We start from the raw sequence: 17,609 nt of genomic DNA on the forward strand, positions 1-17,609 counted from the left end.
TCTAAAGCAGGAAATACGCGCGGAGGGCCTGTAAGCCGGATTCTGTCCAAGGGGTTGCCCCCTCTGGATGGCCATTCCTCTAGGCGCACCGTTGCCGGTGTGCTCTGGCTGCCAACCCGGATCGCGGGGGTGAAGCGCCCCGTAATGCGATCCCTATTCGGCATTGCTCCCGGTGGGGCTTGCCGTGCCGCCCTTGTTGCCAAGCGCGCGGTGGGCTCTTACCCCACCGTTTCACCTTTTCCCCGGCGGACCGGGGTAGTTTCATTTCTGTGGCGCTTTCCGTCGGATTGCTCCGCCCGGGCATTACCCGGCACCGTTGCTTCAGGGAGTCCGGACTTTCCTCGCGGTGTTGCCACCCCGCGGCCATCCGGCCCTCCGCGCCTGGGTCATCTATGGGCGCGGGCGGTCGCGGTCAACGTCCATATCGGGCGGCAAGCTCGGCCGCGATGGCGCAATCGGCGGCGTCGAGCGGTCCGCTGACCGAGGGCCGAAAGCGCAGGCGCAGCGCGCGGAGCAGCAGATCGTCCGAGACATCCGGGTAGCCGAAGGCCAGCGCATCGGCGCGAAAGCGGTCGGAATCGACGGTGCCGAGCGGGGCCGGATCGGGCCAGATGGCAAGCCCTTGGCGGGCAAGGCGCTGCCAGTCGAAGCGTGGGCCCGGGTCGGATTTCCGCTCGGGCGCCATGTCGGAATGGGCGATGACGCCCTCGGGCGGGATGCTCCAGCGCTCAAGGATGCCGCGAAGCAGACCCTCAAGCGCGTCCATCAAGGGGGCGGCGAACGGCGAAACCCCGTCATTGTCCAACTCGATGCCGATGGAGCGGGAATTGACGTCGCCCGCGCCGCGCCAGTTGCCTGCACCCGCATGCCAGGCGCGCGCCTTTTCATCGACCAGTTGAATGACCTCGCCCGTCCGCGACACCAGGTAATGCGCGGACACCTCGCGCGCGGGGTCGCACAGGGCCTTTTCCGCCGCGGCGCACTCCGTCATCGCGGTGTAATGAAGCACGACCAGTTCGGGACGCAGCCCGTCACGCCTTGGCCCGTGATTGGGAGAGCGCATGCCGCCTCAGCCGTTCGTCGGGCGCCAGCCGCAGACGAACCCGTCGCCATCGGGATCGAGGTTGTCGGGGTCGATGCTCGGCCCGCCATTGGCGATGAACCAGTTTTGCGCGGCGCCGGCGGTGGCAAACTGGGCACAACCCGGTGCGCTGTTATCCGGCGGCGTGCTGCTGCCCGGCAGGGCGGGCAGGCCGCGACCGGCCGGGGCTGCGACACCGGCAGGGGCCGGGGCAGCGGGTGTGGCCGGCGTGGCCGGGGGCGTGCCGCCCGTTTCCGCCTCGGCAATCGCGGCGGCGGCCGTGGCGGCGATATCATCCGTCGGGGCCGGTGTGGTGGGTTGGGCTGCAGCGGGCGTGCCTTGCAACTGCGCGCGGCGCGCCTCGAACGCGGCCTGGGCGCGTGCCTCGGTGGTTTCGGGCATGTCGTTGGGAACGCTCACGCAGGCGGACAGGGCCACCAGCGCAGCCACGATTACGCTTCGTCTTATCATTGCTCGGCCTCGTCGGAGGAACGTTGAGCCGAATTTACCACCATTTCCCGGGCTTCGCCACAAAGCCCGCGGCGTTCTCCAGCGCGTAGGCCGTGTTGAGCAGGTCACCCTCTTCCCAAGGACGCCCGATCAACTGGAGGCCAAGCGGAAGGCCCTTGGCGTCGAGACCTGCGGGCACCGAGATGCCGGGCAGACCGGCAAGGTTCACCGTCACGGTAAAGACGTCGTTGAGATACATCTGCACCGGGTCGTCGAAGCTTTGCCCCAGCTCGAATGCCGCGGACGGGGTGGCGGGCGTCAGGATTGCATCGACACCTTCGGCAAAGACCATGTCGAAATCGCGCTTGATCAGCGCGCGGACCTTGCGGGCGCGGTTGTAATAGGCGTCGTAGAACCCGGCGGACAGCACGTAGGTCCCGACCATCACGCGGCGCTTCACCTCGGCGCCGAAGCCCTCGGCCCGGGTTTTTTCGTACATCTCGGTGATGCCGTCGCCCTGGTCGAGCTTGGCGCGATAGCCAAAGCGCACGCCATCATACCGCGCCAGGTTGGACGAGGCTTCGGCGGGGGCGATCACGTAATAGGCGGGCAGGGCGTATTTCGTGTGTGGCAGGCTGATCTGGCGCAGCTCGGCCCCGGCGTCCTGCAGCATCTCGGCGCCCTTTTCCCAAAGCGCCTCGATCTCGGCGGGCATGCCGTCCATGCGGTATTCGGTGGGGATGCCGATGACCTTGCCGCGAATGTCGCCAGTCAGCATCGCCTCGAAATCCGGCACGGCCCGGTCGGCGCTGGTCGAATCCTTGGGGTCATGGCCCATCATCGCCTGGCCCATGATGGCGGCGTCGCGCACCGTCTTGGTCATCGGCCCCGCCTGATCGAGCGACGAGGCAAAGGCCACGATGCCCCAGCGCGAGCAGCGGCCATAGGTCGGCTTCAGGCCGACGATCCCGGTAAAGGCGGCGGGCTGACGGATGGAGCCGCCGGTGTCCGTGCCCGTCGCGGCAAGGCAGAGGTCGGCGGCAACCGCGCTGGCCGAGCCACCGGACGAGCCACCGGGCGTCAGCGCTTCGGCCGATCCTTCGGCGCGCCACGGGTTCACGGCGTTTCCGTACACGCTGGTCTCGTTGGAACTGCCCATGGCGAATTCGTCCATGTTCAGCTTGCCCAGCATGACGGCGCCCGCGTCCTTCAACTGGCCCGACACGGTGGATTCGTATTGCGGCTTGAACCCTTCGAGGATTTTCGAGGCGGCCTGAGAGGCCACGCCCTCGGTGCAGAACAGGTCCTTGATGCCGACGGGGATGCCGCACATGGCGGGCGCATCGCCGGCCTTGATCCGCTCATCGGCAGCCTGGGCGCGGTCCATCGCGATTTCGGGCGTCTTGTGCACGAAAGCACCAAGCGCATCTGCGCCCTCGATCGCCGTCAGGCAAGCCTCGGTCAGCTCGACGCTGGTCGTATCGCCCTTGCGCAGCGCGTCACGGGCCTCGGCGATGGTCAGTTTGGTCAGGTCGGACATGGCGATCACTCCACCACCTTGGGCACGGCGAAAAAGCCTTCGCGCGCGTCGGGTGCGTTTGCCAGCACCTTCTCGGGCTGGTTGCCGTCCGTCACGACATCCTCGCGGCGCTTGAGGCGCATCGGCTCGACGCTGGTCATCGGCTCTACATCATCCACGTTCAGCTCGTTGAGCTGCTCGATGAAACCGAGGATCGCGTTGAACTCCTGTGCCAGCGCGGGCAGGTCCTCTTCCTCGACCTTGATGCGGGCGAGTTTCGCCACCTTGGCGGCGGTTGCGGTGTCGATGGACATCGGGCGGTCTCCGTCACTCGGACAGGCCCCGGCGGGGCCCTTCGCGTCACGGCGGGTTTAGCGAGGCGTCCGGGGCGCTGCAAGCACCAGTCGGATTCGGTGATGTTGCAACGAATTGGGCGCGAATTCCTTTGGCTTGCCTCATTCCCGACAGGTTTTCAGGCCAACCATCGGTCGAACGCGAGAAAATGCGGAAATCGTCATTCAAAGGGGACACTCCCATGGAACGATTTGTAAAGAATTTCCTGTGTATCGTGTTTCCCGGTATGATCGGGTCTTTCACCTCTTGTATCCTGATCATCCCGCCTCTGATGATGCGTGGATTGGACTTTCCCAGCACGCTTGCCGTCGCCGTGATCCTGGCGGGCGCGTGGTCGGCGCTTTTTGCAATCGCGCTGCGCAACCGCGTCCTCGACCAGGACGCTGCCGCCCGGCGGATCGACGCCTTCCCGGCCGAGTAAGGCGTTCCGGGGCTTTACCTGCCCAGGCGCGCGCGACACTCTCCCCCTAGGCGCATTCAATCCAACGTTCAGGGGGTAACCATGAAATACACTTGGCTCGGACATGCCAGCATCCGCCTGGAGATCGGCGATCAGGTTCTCTTGATCGATCCTTGGGAGACCGGCAATCCGATGTGGCCCGCCGAAAAGCGTGCGGCCATGCTGGCGGGCGCGACAGCCATCCTGATCACCCATGGCCATGGCGACCACACCACCGATGCCGTTGCGCTGTCAAAGGAGCTTGGGGTGCCGGTCTACGGCATCTACGAATTGATGAGCCATTGGGGCGAGGCCGAGGGCATCGAGGTCACCGGGTTCAACAAGGGCGGCACGGTGATGATCGGCGACGTCGCCGTGACCATGGTGAACGCGACGCATTCCTCTTCCATCGCGACGCCGAACGGCCCGATGTATACCGGGGGTGAGGCTGGCTACATGATCCGTGGCGAGGGGCGGACGGTCTACGTCTCGGGCGATACGGACGTGATGGCAGACATGAAGGTGCTTCAGGATCTGCACACGCCCGAGATCGGCATTCTCTGCGCCGGCGGGCATTTCACCATGGATATGGAGCGCGCGGCCTATGCCGCCTCGAAACTCTTCGATCTGAAGACGGTGATCCCGGTCCATTACAAGACCTTCCCGCTTCTGGCGCAGGACGCCGAGGCGCTGGTTGCGGCCCTGCCGGGCCGCAACGTCGTGGCGCCCGAAGTGGGTGAAACGGTCGAGCTCTAGGTAAGCGTTTTCCTCGAGGAAAACGGCCCGGAAATCTCGAGATTTCCGGGTCACCGCTTACAGAACGCGCGCCATCTCGACGGCGGGAAAAGTGATGCCGGGTTCCAGCGTGATGTCGATCTCTGCCCGATCCTCGAACCCCATGATCCGGTAGAACGGCACCGCCGTGCGCGTCGACTGGCACAAGAGCCAGGTAATCCCCTGCGCCCGCGCCTTGTCGAAGCAGTGTTCCAGAATGGCGCTGCCAAGGCCCTGCCGGGTCGCATCCGGGTGGGTGACGACATGGCGGATATGGCCCACGTCGCGCGGTCCGACGCCCCCTTGCGGGCCGGTATGGGTCCAGCCGCCCGCGGCCAGCGCACGGCCCGCCGAATCTTCGGCGACATAGTAGCTTCCGCAGCGCACCAGTTCGGGCCGGGCGCGCGCGATGACGGGCAGGGAGGTTTCCAGAACCTCCGTCTCGTAATCGGGCCCAAGCAGGACCGGGTAGCTTTCGGACAAGAGCGTATCGATAGCCGCCATGTCGGCGGCGGTGGTGGGCCGTATCGTGATCTCGGACAGCATGGCTGTGACTTTCGTGACCTGAAAAACAAAAAGGCCGCGCAGTGTGTGCGCGGCCCGGTCTGTCGGAATATGGAGGTCGATCTTACTTGATCTTGCCTTCCTTGTATTCGACGTGCTTGCGCGCGACGGGATCGTACTTTCGTACGGTCATCTTCTCGGTCATGGTGCGCGCGTTTTTCTTGGTCACGTAGAAGTGGCCGGTCCCCGCCGTGGAGTTCAGGCGGATCTTGATGGTGGTCGGCTTCGCCATGGTGGGCTCCTCGGGTTAAGCGGGGCGGGACGCAAAAACAGCGTCCGCAAATCTGTGGAGTGCGCCTTTTACCTTGGGCGGGGCAGGAGTCAACCGCGAAAACGCGCCTAGAGTGCCCCGCTGGCAAAGCGCCACCCCAGGCCTGCCAGCGCCATCAGGGGCAGGGCCAGGATCAGGTCGAGTTTGCGCCACAGGATCAGCAGCGCGGCCACCCCCGTCAGGACCACCGCATCCGGCTGCCAGGTCGCCCCCTCGGGCAGCCAAAGGGTCGCGGGGCCGGCGACCACCCGCCTGACCTCGGCAAAGACGACATGCAGCGCGAACCAGAGCGAGAGGTTCGCGATGACACCCACGACGGCCGCCGTGATGGCCGACAGCGCGCCGGTCAGGCGAGGTTGCGTGGCGATCCATTCGACGTAAGGCGCACCCGCGAAGATCCAGAGGAAACAGGGCGCAAAGGTCACCCAAAGCGTGACAAGCGCCGCCGCGACGCCAAGTGCGATGCCCCCCTCGTAGGCCCCTGCCAGGAACCCCACGAACTCGGTCACCAGGATCAGGGGGCCGGGCGTGGTCTCGGCCAGCCCCAGCGCGTCCATCATCTGCGCCGTTGTCAGCCAGCCATGGGTCTGGACCACCTCCTGCACCATCCAGGCAAGCACGGCATAGGCCCCGCCAAAGGTCACGACGGCAAGCTTGGCGAAGAACAGGCCGATCTCGGCCAGAGTTCCGCCCGGGGCGACCAGCCAGAGGGCGCCAAGCGGCACCAGCCAGATCGCGCCCCACAGAAGGACGGTGTGCAGGGTACGCGCCATCGGCACGGCATGGGGTGGCGACGTGCCGCCGCCTCTGGCGGTCATCGCGCCGATCAGCCCCGCGCCGAGGACGATCAGCGGAAAGGGCAGGGCGAAGACGAACAGGCCCAGAAAGGCGGCGATGGCCAGCGCCCATGCGCGCCTCCCGCTCAGCGCTTTCTTCGAGACGCGCCACAACGCCTGTGCAACGATGACGATGACGGCGGCCTTGATGCCCAGAAACAGCGCCTCGGCCAAGGGGATGTCGCCATAGGTGGCATAAAGCGCGGCCAGTGCCAGGATCACCAGCGCCCCCGGCACCACGAAGAAAAGCCCCGCGATCAAGCCGCCGAGCGTGCCGTGCAGCCGCCAGCCGGCATAGGTGGCCAGTTGCATCGCTTCGGGTCCGGGCAAGAGCATGCAGAAGCTCAGCGCGTTCAGGTATTGCTTCTCGGTCAGCCAGGGGCGGTCTTCGACCAACTCGCGATGCATCAGCGCGATCTGCGCCGCCGGCCCGCCAAAACTGAGCAGGCCGATCCGTCCGAATACGCGGGTAATCTCGGATAGGGTGGGGGCGGGCGGTTCCATTGCCGTGATCTATCCCCGCGCCCGGCGAAAGCCACATGAAACTTCCATGACAGCGCAACGAAAAAGGCCGGGCGCTTGGCCCGGCCTTTCGGATCGTTTGATGCTCGCCCCGCTTATTCGCGGTTGCCCATGAACTGGAGCAGGAACATGAACAGGTTGATGAAGTCGAGGTAGAGACGCAGCGCGCCCATGATCGCCGACTTGTCCAGCCATTCCTGATCGCCGTACTGGGCGTGGTCGATGTATTCCTGCTTGATCGACTGGGTGTCGTAGGCCGTCAGGCCTGCGAAGATCAGCACACCGATCACCGAAATCGCGAAGGCAACCGCCGAGGAGGCGAGGAAGATGTTCACGATCGAGGCGACGATCAGGCCTATCAGACCCATGAGCAGGAAGGTGCCCCATCCCGACAGGTCCTTCTTGGTCGTGTAGCCCCAAAGGCTGAGGCCCGCGAAGGCGATCGCGGTCACGAGGAAGGTCTGGGCGATCGAGACACCGGTGAAGACGGCGAAGATCCAGCTGATCGAAAGGCCCATCACCGCGCCGAAGGCGTAGAAGAACAGCTGCGCGGCGGCCGCCGACAGTTTGTTGATGACGGCGCCGAAGGCGAACACCATGATCAGCGGCGCGAACATCACGACCCAGCCCAGGATGTTGGGCGAAAGCGTGACCGGATCGCGCAGGATGGCCATCAGGGCGGGGTTCGAGCCGAAGGCCCAAGCCACGCCGGCGGTGACCAGCATGCCCACCGACATGGTGGCATAGACCTTGTTCATATGGGCGCGCAGGCCCTCGTCGATCTGGGCAGGCAAGGCCCCTGCGCGGGCGCGTGCCGTATGATAGTCAGCCATGCAGTCCTCCTAAGACAAACAAACGGCCGGGCGTTAAAAGAAACGCCCATCCTTGAGCCTGAATATCGGCAAGGATGGGCGGCTTTTCAAGTCACACGCTCCATTGCGGGGCCCGGCATGCGATAGTTTTTGGCTATCGCAGTCGGTCGTCAGTTCCGCTCGCGCTTATGCACCGAGCGACCACATCGGGCGCAGCGCCTCGCGCAGGGCCTCACCCTCGGTCAGGCCGATGTCACGACGGGCGTAATCGTCAAGCATGGCGAGATGACGGCGCTGGCGCCAGGTGGCATAGGTGTGGCTCAGGAGGGCGATGGGATTGGACTGGCGCCGCGACGGCGCAAAGCGGTTTGTAGCAAGCGTGGCCATGGCAACACCTCTTTTTGAATGGTGAACAAAGATCAGGCGATCATTTCGATGCTTGATATATGCGCTGCAGCGAGGCATTTTTAAAGTGAATGTTACTGAAGTTTTGAATCAGGATTTGTGATATGCCGCGCAACCTCGACATGACCGCCCTTCGCGCCTTCGTGGCCGTGGTTGATGCGGGTGGGGTGACGAAAGCCTCGGGCTTTCTGAACCTGACCCAATCCGCCGTTTCGATGCAGCTGAAAAGGCTGGAGGAATCCATCGGGGTGGGGCTCTTCGACCGCTCGTCGCGGCGGCTTGCCCTGACCGGGGCGGGCGAGCAGATGCTGGGCTACGCGCGGCGCATTCTCGATCTGAATGACGAGGTGCTGGGCCGCCTGACCGCGCCGGGCTACGTGGGTGAACTGGTGCTCGGCGTGCCGAGCGACATCGTCTACCCCGCGATTCCCCAGGTGTTGCAACGCTTCAACGCGGCCTTCCCGCGGATGAAGGTGCAACTGGTCTCCTCCTACACCTCGCGGCTGAAACGGATGCTGGAGCGGGGCGAGGCGGATGTCATCCTGACCACCGAAGACCATGTCGGCACGGGCGGCGAAACCCTGATGGAGCGGCAATTGATCTGGGTCGGGGCCCACAACGGGCAGGTCTGGCGGCAGCGTCCGTTGCGGCTGGCCTTCGAACATGCCTGCATTTTCCGGCGGGGTGTGCAGGACGCTTTGGACGGTGCGGCGATTTCCTGGGAGATGGCGGTCGAAAGCGACTCGACGCGCACCGTCGAGGCCTCGGTTTCGGCCGATCTGGCGGTGCATGCCTGTATCGAGGGAACGGAACCGCCCTATGTGGAGCGGATCGACCATAACGGCGCGTTGCCCAACCTGCCGAGGATCAAGATCAACCTCTACCGCGCGGAACTGAGCCGCAGCGAACCGGCCGCGGCGCTGGTCGACTATATTCGGCAAGCTTACCGCGCCTTGTAATAGCCCGGAGCGCAAACGCCGCGCGGGCGATTGTCCGAAGAAATCGGGTAAGAATTCGGGCTGCGGTCAGGCCGCCAGGGCCTGCATCACCTTTGTCTCGTGCGGCCGGGCGCAGGGGCGGGCTACCTCGCCATAGGCGTCGGGATTGTCGCGCAGGTCCGGGAAGGCGCGGAACAGCGCCGCGCGGGCCGCGGGTCCCAGCGAACAAAGCCCGTCACCGGCGGGATGAAAACTCTCGGTCGGGGCGCCTTCGGCATAGATCACCTGATGGCGGTCCAGCATGAGATGGACGTATGTCATCAGGGGGCGCTCCACCCGGCGGATCTTTTTCCCGTCGACCAGATCCCCTGCGGGCACCAGCACTTCCTCGGCACCGAAGACCAACTGGGCCGTATAGTCGTCGACCAGCATGCGATGCTGCGGTGACACCAGAAGCGGACGGTCCACGGTCAAACGGCCGCCCGGCAGGATTTCGACCGGGGCAAGGTCGCCCACGCCGGCCACAAGGCTCTTGCCGGCCCAACGGACCGGCTGCGCGCCCTCATCGGCGGTCATCACCGGATCGCCGGGGCGCAGTGCCTCGACCGCGACGCGACCGTTGGGGGTGTCGATCAGCGTTCCGGCAGCGAAACAGATAACATTGGTGGGGTCGGTGAAGCCCGCGACAGAGCCGTCGGTCATGGAATAGATGCCGTGCGCCCCGCCAAGCTCGGCATTGGCCGAAACCGCCTCGCGCCCCTGCGCGTCGAAAAACTCGGTCATCGCCTCGCTCCGATCCTTTTCGGCACAGCCACGGGTGCCCCCCAGCAGCTCTGCCGTCACCACACAGCTTCAGCGATAGGAGCGGATTCGCACCCGGATTGGATCGGACTGTGGCAAGAAAAGGTCAGATGGTCCGATACGGGAAACGATCGGATTACGAGATGGAGACAACGACCTTGCCCGCGACCTTGCGCGTCTTGAGAAGGTCCAGCGCCTCGGCGGCCTGTTCCAGCGGGCGCGTCGCGCCGATATGCGGTGTGATCTGCCCGGCTTCATACATGCCCATCAACTGCCGCAGGCTTTCGGTCAGGACCTGCGGCGCGAATTTGAGGTATCCGCCCCAGTAAAGCCCGAGCACGTCGATATTCTTGACCAGAAGGTGATTGGCCGGGATCTGCGGAACGTCGCCACTGGCAAACCCGATGGCAAGGATGCGGCCCAAGGGGTTGGTCGCGCGCAGGGCCGCGGTGAACATGTCACCGCCCACGGCATCATAGACTACGTCCGCGCCGCCAAGCGCCTTCACCTCGGTCCTCAGATCCACCTCCTCGGCGTCGAACAGGTGATGCGCCCCCGCCGCCCGGGCCGCGTCGAGCTTGTCCTGCCCGCGTGCCACGGCGATCACCTCGGCCCCGAGGATCGCGCCCAGTTCGACGGCGGTCAGCCCGACACCGCCCCCGGCCCCCAGCACCAAAAGCCGTTCGCCCGGTTGCAGGTTCGCCCGATGCGTCAGCGCCACGTGGCTGGTGCCATAGGCCACGATAAACCCCGCCGCGTGGGTGTCTGGCATGGCGTCGGGAATGGCGACGCAGCGTTCGGCCTCGAAGACGCCGTAGTCTGCCAACCCGCCGGAGCCTGCGAAAACGGCCACGCGCGTGCCCGGCGCGGGGGAGGTTGCGCCCGGGCCAAGCGCCTCGACCGTTCCGGCGATCTCCATGCCCAGGGTGAAGGGCGGCTCCGGCGTGTCCTGGTAGCGACCGCGCATCATCAGCAGGTCGGCAAAATTCAAGCCGCAGGCCGCAATGCGCACCAGCACCTGACCGGGGCCGGGGGCCGGGCGATCTGTTTCCACCAGTTCCGGTGCGGTGTCGAAGCCCGTGACCTGAAATGCGCGCATCTTGTCGTCGTCCCTGCCGTGATCCCGTGTTCCGGGGCCAAACCTAGCGGGGCCGTGCCCCGTGGGCCAGCCCCGCGCGCTGCTGTCACGTCGACGCACAGGCCATAAGCGCGTATGCCACGTCCACGCTCCTTCCCCGAAGGCACGCGAGTTGCCGCGACAATTCTTCCACTTGGGATTGATCCCTGGATGTGGCGCGCTAACTTTGCACTGTCGCCCGGGTTGAGTGGCACTCGCCATGTGGTTTCAAGTCTGCCCCACGGCATTGGAAGACAGGTTTGGCAATGAAAAAGGAGAGCGTCGTGAAGCACCCTGTGGATGTTCACGTCGGCAAGCGGGTCCGGCATCGTCGATGGATGGTGGGCATGACCCAGCAGCAGCTGGCCGAAAAGGTCGGCATCAAGTTCCAGCAGATCCAGAAATACGAGACCGGCATGAACCGCGTCAGCGCGTCGCGCCTGTGGGATATCGCCGAGGCGCTGTCGGTCCCGGTCAGCTACTTCTTCGAGGGCATGGACAGCGTCGATGTGGTGTCGCCCGAGGCGGCATCCGGGGCGTCGAACCTTCCCAGCGATATCCTTGCCGACAAGGAGGCGCTGGAACTGGTCCGGTCCTACTACGCGATCCCCGAGAACCAGCGCCGCCGCCTGTTCGAACTGGCGCGCGTGCTGTCGGACGCGGCCGCCTGAAACGGCGTCACGCTTGACCCCGGGCGGGGTTGATGCAACCTCGGCGGGCGCTGTTTCCAGACCGGCGGCCCCGCCGTACCGAGGTTCCCGATGACTCCAAACGTGCCCTCGCCCGGGCTCCCTCTCTCGTCTCGCATTCCGCCGCACGAGGTGCCGGCGATCATCGCGACGGCCCATGCCCTGGCCGAAGCCGCGCGCAAGGCGACATTGCCCTATTTCCGCTCGGACGGGCTGACCTCCGACAACAAGGCTGCGGGCGGGTTCGATCCGGTGACCGCCGCCGACCGCGCCGCCGAGGCCGCGATGCGGGCCGTTCTGGCCGAACGCCGCCCCGATGACGGGGTTCTGGGCGAGGAAGAAGAGGCGACCGCAGGCACCTCGGGCTACACATGGGTGCTCGACCCCATTGACGGGACGCGCGCGTTCATCTCGGGCGCGCCGACATGGGGTGTCCTGATCGCGCTTTGCGATGCCGAGGGGCCGGTCTATGGCATCATCGACCAGCCCTATATCGGCGAACGGTTCGAGGGGGGATTGGACCGCGCGCGCCTGACCGGGCCGCGTGGCGGGCGGGTCCTGTCGGTTGCCCCGTCGCTGTCTCTGGCGGACGCGACGCTTTTCACCACCTTTCCCGAGGTCGGAACGCCCGAGGATCGGCGCGGATTCGAGGCGGTCCGCGACGCCGTGCGCCTGACGCGCTACGGGATGGATTGCTACGCCTATGCCCTTCTGGCGGCCGGTCAGATCGACCTCGTGATCGAAGCCGGGCTGCACCCCTACGACATTTGCGCCCCCATCGCGGTGATCGAAGCCGCGGGCGGGATCGTCACCGATTGGCGGGGCAACCCGGCCCATGGCGGTGGCCGCGTCCTGGCGGCCTCCAGCCCCGCGCTCCATGCCGAGGCGCGGGCGCTTCTGCAGGGGGCTGTCGGTGGCTGACATCCTGATCCGCAACGCGCAGCTCGCGTTGACGATGGATGATGCGGGGCGCGAATTGCGGGATGTGGATATCCTGATTTCGGACGGCGTGATTTCGGATATTGGCCAAGGGCTTGTCGCCGATTGTGAAAGCATTGATGCCCGTGGGTGCCTTGTCACGCCGGGCTTGGTGAACACGCACCACCACCTCTACCAGAGCCTGACCCGCGCGGTGCCCGGTGCGCAGGATGCGGCGAGGATTGCGGCCAGATCGCCCTGGCCTACCGCGCGGATATCGCGATCTGGGACATGACCGGGATCGAGGCTGCGGGCAACTGGGATCCGGCCGCGCTGCTGCTGGCCGGGCCGACACGGGTCCGCGACCTGCTGGTGAATGGGCGCCGCGTGGTTGCGGAGGGGCAGGTCACGACGATCGACCTGCCTAGGGTGATCGAGCATCAGACCCGGCTGGTGCAGGCGCTTGCGAACCGTGCCTGATGTATCAATTTTCGGATCAGAAATGGAGGGAGTTAGGCGGTTATCGCCAACATTATTGTTATTTTTAAATCTATCCAAAACCCATCCACAGAAATTTCCACAGGCAGAGATCCGCGTCTTTCCGGCGTCTTCGCGCAAGTCCTTGCAGGGCGTCGCGGCCGAGGTCATCCTCCGTGCGAGGCTTAACACGAGCAAGGAGACGCACAGAATGCTCCGACCGATCCTGACCCTTCTGACCGCTTTGGCCTTGGCGGCCTGTTCATCGGCCCCCGGCACCACACGCCTGTCTCCGAGCGAAAGTTTCAGCATCGCGTCGGCTGGCACCCAGCTTTCCGTGGAGCGGGCGCAAACCGGAATCGTGCGCCCCTTGGCGCACAGTTCGGCCCTTCAGGCGGCGGCCGCCGATCACGCGGAATACCTTAGCCGGACAGGCGGGTTCAGCCATGACGGGCAGGGCGGGTCGACCTTGCAGGATCGTGTGCGGCGGGCCGGCTATTCCGCCTGTCTCGCGGCCGAAAATATCGCGCGCGGGCAGCCGGATATGCGCGGCGTTCTGACCGACTGGATGGCGTCCTCCGGGCATCGCGACAACATCCTGAACGTGCGCCTGACCGATTACGGGATCGCGCGGGCGGGCTCGGTCTGGGTTCTGGTCCTCGCACAGCCCTGCTAGGCCTGTTCTGTAAGCGGCTGACCGGGCCGGAACAGGTCCTTGGAGCGTCCTGACGGAACCTGACGCGTCGCTGCGGGTTGTGTCTGCAGACGACGCAAATTCAGCAGTTTCCAAGGAGACGAGCAATGGACACGTGGATCTTTCTCGCCGCCCTTTTCTTTTTGACGATGGGGATCTTCCTCACCTGGGCGACCATCAGCAAGCGCCGTACGGAACAGCGGCTGAACGACCCGAATGCGCCGAAATCGTCGCTGGCCAAGGACGGTCCCGGGCCGAACCCTGTCACGGCTCCGCGTCGGGGAGAGCCGCAGCCGCGGTGATCCGATCCACCAAAGATGCAAAAAGGCCCCCGGTCGGCTGACCGGGGGCCTTTTTCATTTCGCAGTCGCGGCGATCAGTTGCGCGCCTTGTCGACCATCTTGCCGGCCGAGATCCACGGCATCATGCCGCGCAGCTTCTCGCCGACTTCTTCGATCTGGTGGGCGTCGTTCATGCGGCGCGTGCCCTTGAAGAAGGGTTGACCCACTGCGTTTTCCTGCATGAAGTCACGCACGAACTTGCCGGTCTGGATGTCGGTCAGGATGGCCTTCATCCGGGCCTTCGTTTCGTCGTAAGGCAGGACGCGCGGGCCGCTGACATACTCGCCATACTCGGCGGTGTTCGAGATCGAGTAGTTCATGTTCGCGATGCCGCCTTCGTAGATCAGGTCGACGATCAGCTTCACCTCGTGCAGGCACTCGAAATAGGCCATCTCGGGGGCGTAGCCCGCCTCGACCAGCGTCTCGAAGCCCATACGGATCAGCTCGACCAGGCCACCGCAGAGAACGGCCTGTTCACCGAAGAGGTCGGTTTCGCACTCTTCCTTGAAGTTGGTCTCGATGATGCCCGAGCGCCCGCCGCCGATGGCCGAGCAATAGGACAGACCGATTTCCAGCGCCTTTCCGGTGGCGTCGTTGTTCACCGCCACAAGGCAGGGCACGCCGCCGCCCTTGACGTATTCGCCGCGCACGGTGTGGCCGGGGCCCTTGGGCGCCATCATGATGACATCGACACCGGGCTTGGGCTCGATCAGGCCGAAATGCACGTTCAGGCCGTGGGCGAAGGCGATGGCCGCGCCTTCGCGCAGGTTGTCATGGACGTATTTCTTGTAGGTCTCGGCCTGAAGTTCATCGGGCATGGTGAACATGATCAGGTCGCACCAGGCGGCGGCTTCGGCGATGCCCATGACCTGAAGGCCCTCGCCCTCGGCCTTGGCCGCGGAGGGGGAGCCTTCGCGCAGGGCGACGACGACGTTCTTGGCGCCCGAGTCGCGCAGGTTCAGGGCGTGGGCGTGGCCCTGGGAGCCATAGCCGAGGATGGCGACCTTCTTGTCCTTGATCAGGTTCACGTCGCAGTCGCGGTCGTAGTAAACGCGCATGGGTCTCTCCGTTTTGCGGTTCGTCTCTCTGGGCGCAATCTGCGCCTTGGATGCGGAAAAGCCTGTAACGGAATTGGCAATATTTCCGGAATGACGTAGAAGTTAATTCGAGGAATCGAAGAAATAGAAAAAATCATGCTCACGGATGCGGACAGGCGCTTGCTGCGCCACCTACAGGCAGACCCGGACCAGCCCGTCACCAAGCTGGCCGAGGCGGCGGGCCTGCCGTTGGCCAGTTGCTACAAGCGGCTCGACCGATTGCAGGCGCAGGGCATCATCAAGGGCAGCCGCGCGGCGATCAACTGGGCCGCACTGGGATACGCGGTCGAGGTCAGCTTGCGCGTGACGCTCGACAAGACAAACCCGCGTGCGTTTGACGAATTCCTCGCCGCCGCCCGCGAGGTGCCCGAGGTGATCGCGATCCAGACCTTTCTGGGCGTCGTCGATGTGCGGTTGTTCGTGATCGCGCGATCCATGCCGCATTACCAAGAGGTCTATCGCGCCCGCATCCTGAACCTGCCCCATATCGCGGATATCGAGTCTCTGATGCAGGTCGCCACCATCAAGGAGGCGCAGAGTCTGCCGCTATGATCGATCTCGACGAGACGGACCGCGCCCTTTTGCGCGCGCTGCAAGGGGATGCCACGCTGAAGGCCAGCGAATTGGGTCGACGCGTCGGGTTGAGCCAGCCCGCGGCATGGCGGAGGATCAAGCGGTTGAACGATGCGGGCGTATTGAAGCCGCGCCAACTTGATCTCGATCTCGAAAAGCTTGGCTTTGGCGTGACCGTGTTTCTGGGCGTGAAGCTGGCCACCAAGGGCCGCGTCAGCCTTGAAGATTTCGAGCGTGCGGTCACCGCCATCCCCGAGGTGCAGACGGTGCAGCACGTTCTTGGCATGTATGACTATCGGCTGCGCATCGTCGCCCGCGACCTGCCGGATTTCGAGCGCATCCTGCGCCGCCGCATCATGACGCTGCCCGGTGTCGGCAATGTCGAGGCCAATGTCCTGTTGTCCGAAGAACACCTGCCGGGACCGTTGGGGTAGGGAAAGCCGCCATGCAGCGCCGCAAGGTCGGGGTTTCGCGGGAGATGAATATATTGGCCCTTGGCGGCTGGCCAATCCGAGACCTTGTTACGACGGGGATGGGCGAGCCTGACCTGCCACAGGCCTTGGTTTTCGATTGGGGCGGTGAGTTCGATAGTGACGACCTGTTCGGCCCCGGCTGGCCGCCCGGCGCTTGGGACGCGTTGCACCCCGACCTGTCGGATCAGGCGCTTTGGGCGACCGAGGCGATCCAGTCGCGGCTTTGATCAGCCCCGCGCGCCCAGACCCGCCTGCATCATCACGCGGCGCACCGGCTTGACCGAATAAATCGCGTTCAGCGCGCGCATCCGCATGTCGCGCAGGCCCTGCGCCTCGACCATGGAGGCCCGGTTCAACGCGTCGATCCCCGTGATCCTTGCCACGACCTCGGTATGGCGCGCGCGGTGATACTTGCGCAGCAGGTCCGCCGCGCCGGGATCGTCGCGATGCGCTTCGGCCAGGTCCAGCAGCGTGCGCAGATCGGCAAGGCTCATGTTCAGACCCTGCGCGCCGATGGGCGGCATGACATGCGCGGCCTCGGCGATCAGGGCCACGCGCTCGCCCTCCATCCGGTCGGCGACCTGCGTGATGATCGGCCAGATCGTGCGGTTCGAGGCCAGCGTCAGCGGCCCGAACAGGTGCCCCGACCGTTCGGTCATCTCGATTTCGAAGTCTTCCTTTTCCAACGCCATCAGGCGCTTGGCCTCGGGGCCGCGCTCCATCCAGACGATGGCGGAAGAGGGCTTGCCCTCCCAGTCGGGCAGCGGGACCAGGGTGAACGGCCCGCCCGAGCGGTGGATCTCGGTCGAGACATTGTTGTGCGGCACCGGGTGCGTGACGGCGAAGGCCAGCGCCTTTTGCCCGTAGCGAATGGTCTTCACGCCGATCCCGGCGGCCTCGCGCACGGGCGAGTGGCGTCCGTCGGCGGCCACGACCAGTTTGGCGCGCAGCCGCGTGCCGTCGCTGAGCGTGACGCGCGCCTCGCGTTCGCGGGTCAACACGTGGGCCGTGCCGGTTCCGGGCCGGAACTCCACGTTCGGCAGCGTGGCGAGATGGGCCACCATCTCGCGCCGGAGGAGCCAGTTGGGCAGGTTCCAGCCAAAGGGCAGCTCCGAGATGTCGGAGGCGTCGAAATCATGGGCGACGCGCGGTTCTGTCGTCTCGCCGCCCGCGTCCACGATCCGCATCACCTGCAATGGCATCGCATGATCGGCCAGCCGATCCCACAGCCCGATGCGTTCGAAAAACGTGCGCGAGGGTTGCAGGAACGCGGTGGTGCGCAGGTCCGCCCCCTTGGCGTCCCGGTCTGTCACCGGGGGGGCCGGATCGGTGCAGAGAACGGAAAACCCGGCTTGCCCGAAGGCTGCGGCGGCCGTCAGGCCGGCCACGCCGCCGCCGGAAACGAAGATGTCGATATCTTTGATCTCGGTCATGTCTCAAACCTAGGGCGGCTGTGGCACCGCG

Annotated in this window: 23 protein-coding genes, 1 other RNA gene and 2 pseudogenes; 12 read left to right on the forward strand and 14 right to left on the reverse strand. The window is 65.3% G+C overall.

From position 1 onward, the window contains the following. Window positions 1–15: 15 nt before the first annotated feature. The 5 genes from rnpB to gatC all read right to left on the reverse strand — a co-directional run bounded on the left by rnpB (window position 16) and on the right by gatC (window position 3,364). An RNA gene (gene rnpB / locus ABD923_RS02020) (RNase P RNA component class A) lies at window positions 16–379 on the reverse strand. Between the two features lie 33 nt (window positions 380–412). Further along, complete coding sequence (locus ABD923_RS02025; RefSeq protein WP_259546954.1) at window positions 413–1,063, reverse strand: N-acetylmuramoyl-L-alanine amidase; 651 nt, start codon at window positions 1,061–1,063, stop codon at window positions 413–415. A 6-nt stretch (window positions 1,064–1,069) separates the two neighbouring features. Beyond that, complete coding sequence (locus tag ABD923_RS02030) at window positions 1,070–1,552, reverse strand: hypothetical protein (protein WP_259546953.1); 483 nt, start codon at window positions 1,550–1,552, stop codon at window positions 1,070–1,072. 34 nt (window positions 1,553–1,586) lie between these two features. Then, on the reverse strand, window positions 1,587–3,071 hold the full coding sequence (gene gatA, locus ABD923_RS02035; protein WP_259546951.1) for an Asp-tRNA(Asn)/Glu-tRNA(Gln) amidotransferase subunit GatA: 1,485 nt from the start codon (window positions 3,069–3,071) through the stop codon (window positions 1,587–1,589). 5 nt (window positions 3,072–3,076) lie between these two features. After that, window positions 3,077–3,364, reverse strand: coding sequence for an Asp-tRNA(Asn)/Glu-tRNA(Gln) amidotransferase subunit GatC (gene gatC / locus ABD923_RS02040; protein ID WP_222188852.1), 288 nt, complete (start codon window positions 3,362–3,364; stop codon window positions 3,077–3,079). Between the two features lie 221 nt (window positions 3,365–3,585). On the opposite strand from gatC, the gene ABD923_RS02045 reads away from it, so the two are divergent. Together ABD923_RS02045 and ABD923_RS02050 are read left to right on the forward strand one after the other, a co-directional pair. Next, the gene (locus ABD923_RS02045) at window positions 3,586–3,825 is read left to right on the forward strand and encodes a hypothetical protein (protein ID WP_259546948.1); all 240 of its coding nucleotides are present in this window, start codon (window positions 3,586–3,588) and stop codon (window positions 3,823–3,825) included. An 81-nt stretch (window positions 3,826–3,906) separates the two neighbouring features. Next, window positions 3,907–4,599, forward strand: a complete 693-nt coding sequence (locus ABD923_RS02050; protein ID WP_259546947.1) for a metal-dependent hydrolase — start codon at window positions 3,907–3,909, stop codon at window positions 4,597–4,599. 57 nt (window positions 4,600–4,656) lie between these two features. Here ABD923_RS02050 and ABD923_RS02055 read toward each other — a convergent pair whose 3' ends face one another. From ABD923_RS02055 to ABD923_RS02075, 5 genes are all read right to left on the reverse strand, one after another. Next, window positions 4,657–5,163, reverse strand: coding sequence for a GNAT family N-acetyltransferase (locus tag ABD923_RS02055; RefSeq protein WP_259546945.1), 507 nt, complete (start codon window positions 5,161–5,163; stop codon window positions 4,657–4,659). An 82-nt stretch (window positions 5,164–5,245) separates the two neighbouring features. After that, window positions 5,246–5,413 (reverse strand): 50S ribosomal protein L33, encoded by a 168-nt coding sequence (gene rpmG, locus ABD923_RS02060; RefSeq protein ID WP_005630270.1) that lies wholly within the window; start codon window positions 5,411–5,413, stop codon window positions 5,246–5,248. Window positions 5,414–5,520: 107 nt separating this feature from the next. Continuing rightward, entirely contained in the window at window positions 5,521–6,792 is a 1,272-nt protein-coding gene (gene chrA, locus ABD923_RS02065; RefSeq protein ID WP_259546943.1) for a chromate efflux transporter, read from the reverse strand. Between the two features lie 113 nt (window positions 6,793–6,905). Beyond that, the gene (locus ABD923_RS02070) at window positions 6,906–7,643 is read right to left on the reverse strand and encodes a Bax inhibitor-1/YccA family protein (protein WP_222188842.1); all 738 of its coding nucleotides are present in this window, start codon (window positions 7,641–7,643) and stop codon (window positions 6,906–6,908) included. Between the two features lie 165 nt (window positions 7,644–7,808). After that, a complete protein-coding gene (locus ABD923_RS02075; RefSeq protein ID WP_259546942.1) occupies window positions 7,809–8,009 on the reverse strand; it encodes a DUF1127 domain-containing protein in 201 nt (66 codons plus the stop codon). Between the two features lie 122 nt (window positions 8,010–8,131). Between ABD923_RS02075 and ABD923_RS02080 the strand changes: the two genes are divergently transcribed. Continuing rightward, window positions 8,132–8,986 (forward strand): LysR family transcriptional regulator, encoded by an 855-nt coding sequence (locus ABD923_RS02080; RefSeq protein WP_222188838.1) that lies wholly within the window; start codon window positions 8,132–8,134, stop codon window positions 8,984–8,986. A 66-nt stretch (window positions 8,987–9,052) separates the two neighbouring features. On the opposite strand, the gene ABD923_RS02085 is transcribed toward ABD923_RS02080, so the two are convergent. Further along, on the reverse strand, window positions 9,053–9,748 hold the full coding sequence (locus tag ABD923_RS02085; protein ID WP_259546940.1) for a Hint domain-containing protein: 696 nt from the start codon (window positions 9,746–9,748) through the stop codon (window positions 9,053–9,055). 154 nt (window positions 9,749–9,902) lie between these two features. Further along, window positions 9,903–10,865 carry an NADPH:quinone oxidoreductase family protein gene (locus ABD923_RS02090; protein WP_259546939.1) on the reverse strand — a complete coding sequence of 321 codons (963 nt, stop codon included), beginning with the start codon at window positions 10,863–10,865 and terminating at the stop codon, window positions 9,903–9,905. Between the two features lie 302 nt (window positions 10,866–11,167). On the opposite strand from ABD923_RS02090, the gene ABD923_RS02095 reads away from it, so the two are divergent. From ABD923_RS02095 to ABD923_RS02120, 6 genes and pseudogenes are all read left to right on the forward strand, one after another. Continuing rightward, the gene (locus ABD923_RS02095) at window positions 11,168–11,554 is read left to right on the forward strand and encodes a helix-turn-helix domain-containing protein (protein ID WP_259546938.1); all 387 of its coding nucleotides are present in this window, start codon (window positions 11,168–11,170) and stop codon (window positions 11,552–11,554) included. A 150-nt stretch (window positions 11,555–11,704) separates the two neighbouring features. Continuing rightward, window positions 11,705–12,493 carry a histidinol-phosphatase gene (hisN, locus tag ABD923_RS02100; RefSeq protein ID WP_259546937.1) on the forward strand — a complete coding sequence of 263 codons (789 nt, stop codon included), beginning with the start codon at window positions 11,705–11,707 and terminating at the stop codon, window positions 12,491–12,493. Then, window positions 12,486–12,725: pseudogene (locus ABD923_RS02105) on the forward strand (8-oxoguanine deaminase); the annotation flags it as partial. The gene hisN and the pseudogene ABD923_RS02105, both read left to right, overlap by 8 nt. Before the next feature lie 5 nt (window positions 12,726–12,730). Next, window positions 12,731–12,970, forward strand: a pseudogene (locus ABD923_RS02110) (8-oxoguanine deaminase); the annotation flags it as partial. A 208-nt stretch (window positions 12,971–13,178) separates the two neighbouring features. Next, window positions 13,179–13,643 carry a CAP domain-containing protein gene (locus ABD923_RS02115; protein WP_259546936.1) on the forward strand — a complete coding sequence of 155 codons (465 nt, stop codon included), beginning with the start codon at window positions 13,179–13,181 and terminating at the stop codon, window positions 13,641–13,643. A 125-nt stretch (window positions 13,644–13,768) separates the two neighbouring features. Beyond that, on the forward strand, window positions 13,769–13,963 hold the full coding sequence (locus ABD923_RS02120) for a hypothetical protein (protein ID WP_259546935.1): 195 nt from the start codon (window positions 13,769–13,771) through the stop codon (window positions 13,961–13,963). 74 nt (window positions 13,964–14,037) lie between these two features. On the opposite strand, the gene ilvC is transcribed toward ABD923_RS02120, so the two are convergent. Beyond that, on the reverse strand, window positions 14,038–15,060 hold the full coding sequence (ilvC, locus tag ABD923_RS02125) for a ketol-acid reductoisomerase (RefSeq protein ID WP_222188816.1): 1,023 nt from the start codon (window positions 15,058–15,060) through the stop codon (window positions 14,038–14,040). A 135-nt stretch (window positions 15,061–15,195) separates the two neighbouring features. Between ilvC and ABD923_RS02130 the strand changes: the two genes are divergently transcribed. From ABD923_RS02130 to ABD923_RS02140, 3 genes are read left to right on the forward strand one after another with little or no spacing between them, the layout of a single operon-like run. Then, window positions 15,196–15,651, forward strand: a complete 456-nt coding sequence (locus ABD923_RS02130; protein ID WP_259546933.1) for an Lrp/AsnC family transcriptional regulator — start codon at window positions 15,196–15,198, stop codon at window positions 15,649–15,651. After that, on the forward strand, window positions 15,648–16,106 hold the full coding sequence (locus ABD923_RS02135) for an Lrp/AsnC family transcriptional regulator (protein ID WP_259546932.1): 459 nt from the start codon (window positions 15,648–15,650) through the stop codon (window positions 16,104–16,106). Before ABD923_RS02130 ends, ABD923_RS02135 begins: the two co-directional genes overlap by 4 nt. Window positions 16,107–16,150: 44 nt before the next feature. Beyond that, window positions 16,151–16,372, forward strand: a complete 222-nt coding sequence (locus ABD923_RS02140; protein ID WP_345229402.1) for a hypothetical protein — start codon at window positions 16,151–16,153, stop codon at window positions 16,370–16,372. Here ABD923_RS02140 and ABD923_RS02145 read toward each other — a convergent pair whose 3' ends face one another. Next, window positions 16,373–17,578 carry a UbiH/UbiF family hydroxylase gene (locus ABD923_RS02145; RefSeq protein WP_259546930.1) on the reverse strand — a complete coding sequence of 402 codons (1,206 nt, stop codon included), beginning with the start codon at window positions 17,576–17,578 and terminating at the stop codon, window positions 16,373–16,375. Window positions 17,579–17,609 lie beyond the last annotated feature (31 nt).

The organism is [Roseibacterium] beibuensis, assembly GCF_039542305.1.
Lineage (GTDB): Bacteria > Pseudomonadota > Alphaproteobacteria > Rhodobacterales > Rhodobacteraceae > Roseibacterium > Roseibacterium beibuensis.

Bases quoted from the DNA above. Each gene is read 5' to 3' on its own strand.
- ABD923_RS02030 (WP_259546953.1), bottom strand. From the start codon at position 1,552: ATGATAAGACGAAGCGTAATCGTGGCTGCGCTGGTGGCCCTGTCCGCC.
- ABD923_RS02055 (WP_259546945.1), bottom strand. From the start codon at position 5,163: ATGCTGTCCGAGATCACGATACGGCCCACCACCGCCGCCGACATGGCG.
- ABD923_RS02120 (WP_259546935.1), top strand. From the start codon at position 13,769: ATGGACACGTGGATCTTTCTCGCCGCCCTTTTCTTTTTGACGATGGGG.
- ABD923_RS02085 (WP_259546940.1), bottom strand. From the start codon at position 9,748: ATGACCGAGTTTTTCGACGCGCAGGGGCGCGAGGCGGTTTCGGCCAAT.
- ABD923_RS02135 (WP_259546932.1), top strand. From the start codon at position 15,648: ATGATCGATCTCGACGAGACGGACCGCGCCCTTTTGCGCGCGCTGCAA.
- ilvC (WP_222188816.1), bottom strand. From the start codon at position 15,060: ATGCGCGTTTACTACGACCGCGACTGCGACGTGAACCTGATCAAGGAC.
- gatA (WP_259546951.1), bottom strand. From the start codon at position 3,071: ATGTCCGACCTGACCAAACTGACCATCGCCGAGGCCCGTGACGCGCTG.
- ABD923_RS02130 (WP_259546933.1), top strand. From the start codon at position 15,196: ATGCTCACGGATGCGGACAGGCGCTTGCTGCGCCACCTACAGGCAGAC.
- ABD923_RS02045 (WP_259546948.1), top strand. From the start codon at position 3,586: ATGGAACGATTTGTAAAGAATTTCCTGTGTATCGTGTTTCCCGGTATG.
- ABD923_RS02145 (WP_259546930.1), bottom strand. From the start codon at position 17,578: ATGACCGAGATCAAAGATATCGACATCTTCGTTTCCGGCGGCGGCGTG.
- ABD923_RS02070 (WP_222188842.1), bottom strand. From the start codon at position 7,643: ATGGCTGACTATCATACGGCACGCGCCCGCGCAGGGGCCTTGCCTGCC.
- rpmG (WP_005630270.1), bottom strand. From the start codon at position 5,413: ATGGCGAAGCCGACCACCATCAAGATCCGCCTGAACTCCACGGCGGGG.
- ABD923_RS02080 (WP_222188838.1), top strand. From the start codon at position 8,132: ATGCCGCGCAACCTCGACATGACCGCCCTTCGCGCCTTCGTGGCCGTG.
- chrA (WP_259546943.1), bottom strand. From the start codon at position 6,792: ATGGAACCGCCCGCCCCCACCCTATCCGAGATTACCCGCGTATTCGGA.
- ABD923_RS02115 (WP_259546936.1), top strand. From the start codon at position 13,179: ATGCTCCGACCGATCCTGACCCTTCTGACCGCTTTGGCCTTGGCGGCC.
- ABD923_RS02025 (WP_259546954.1), bottom strand. From the start codon at position 1,063: ATGCGCTCTCCCAATCACGGGCCAAGGCGTGACGGGCTGCGTCCCGAA.
- ABD923_RS02050 (WP_259546947.1), top strand. From the start codon at position 3,907: ATGAAATACACTTGGCTCGGACATGCCAGCATCCGCCTGGAGATCGGC.
- ABD923_RS02140 (WP_345229402.1), top strand. From the start codon at position 16,151: ATGAATATATTGGCCCTTGGCGGCTGGCCAATCCGAGACCTTGTTACG.
- ABD923_RS02090 (WP_259546939.1), bottom strand. From the start codon at position 10,865: ATGCGCGCATTTCAGGTCACGGGCTTCGACACCGCACCGGAACTGGTG.
- gatC (WP_222188852.1), bottom strand. From the start codon at position 3,364: ATGTCCATCGACACCGCAACCGCCGCCAAGGTGGCGAAACTCGCCCGC.
- ABD923_RS02075 (WP_259546942.1), bottom strand. From the start codon at position 8,009: ATGGCCACGCTTGCTACAAACCGCTTTGCGCCGTCGCGGCGCCAGTCC.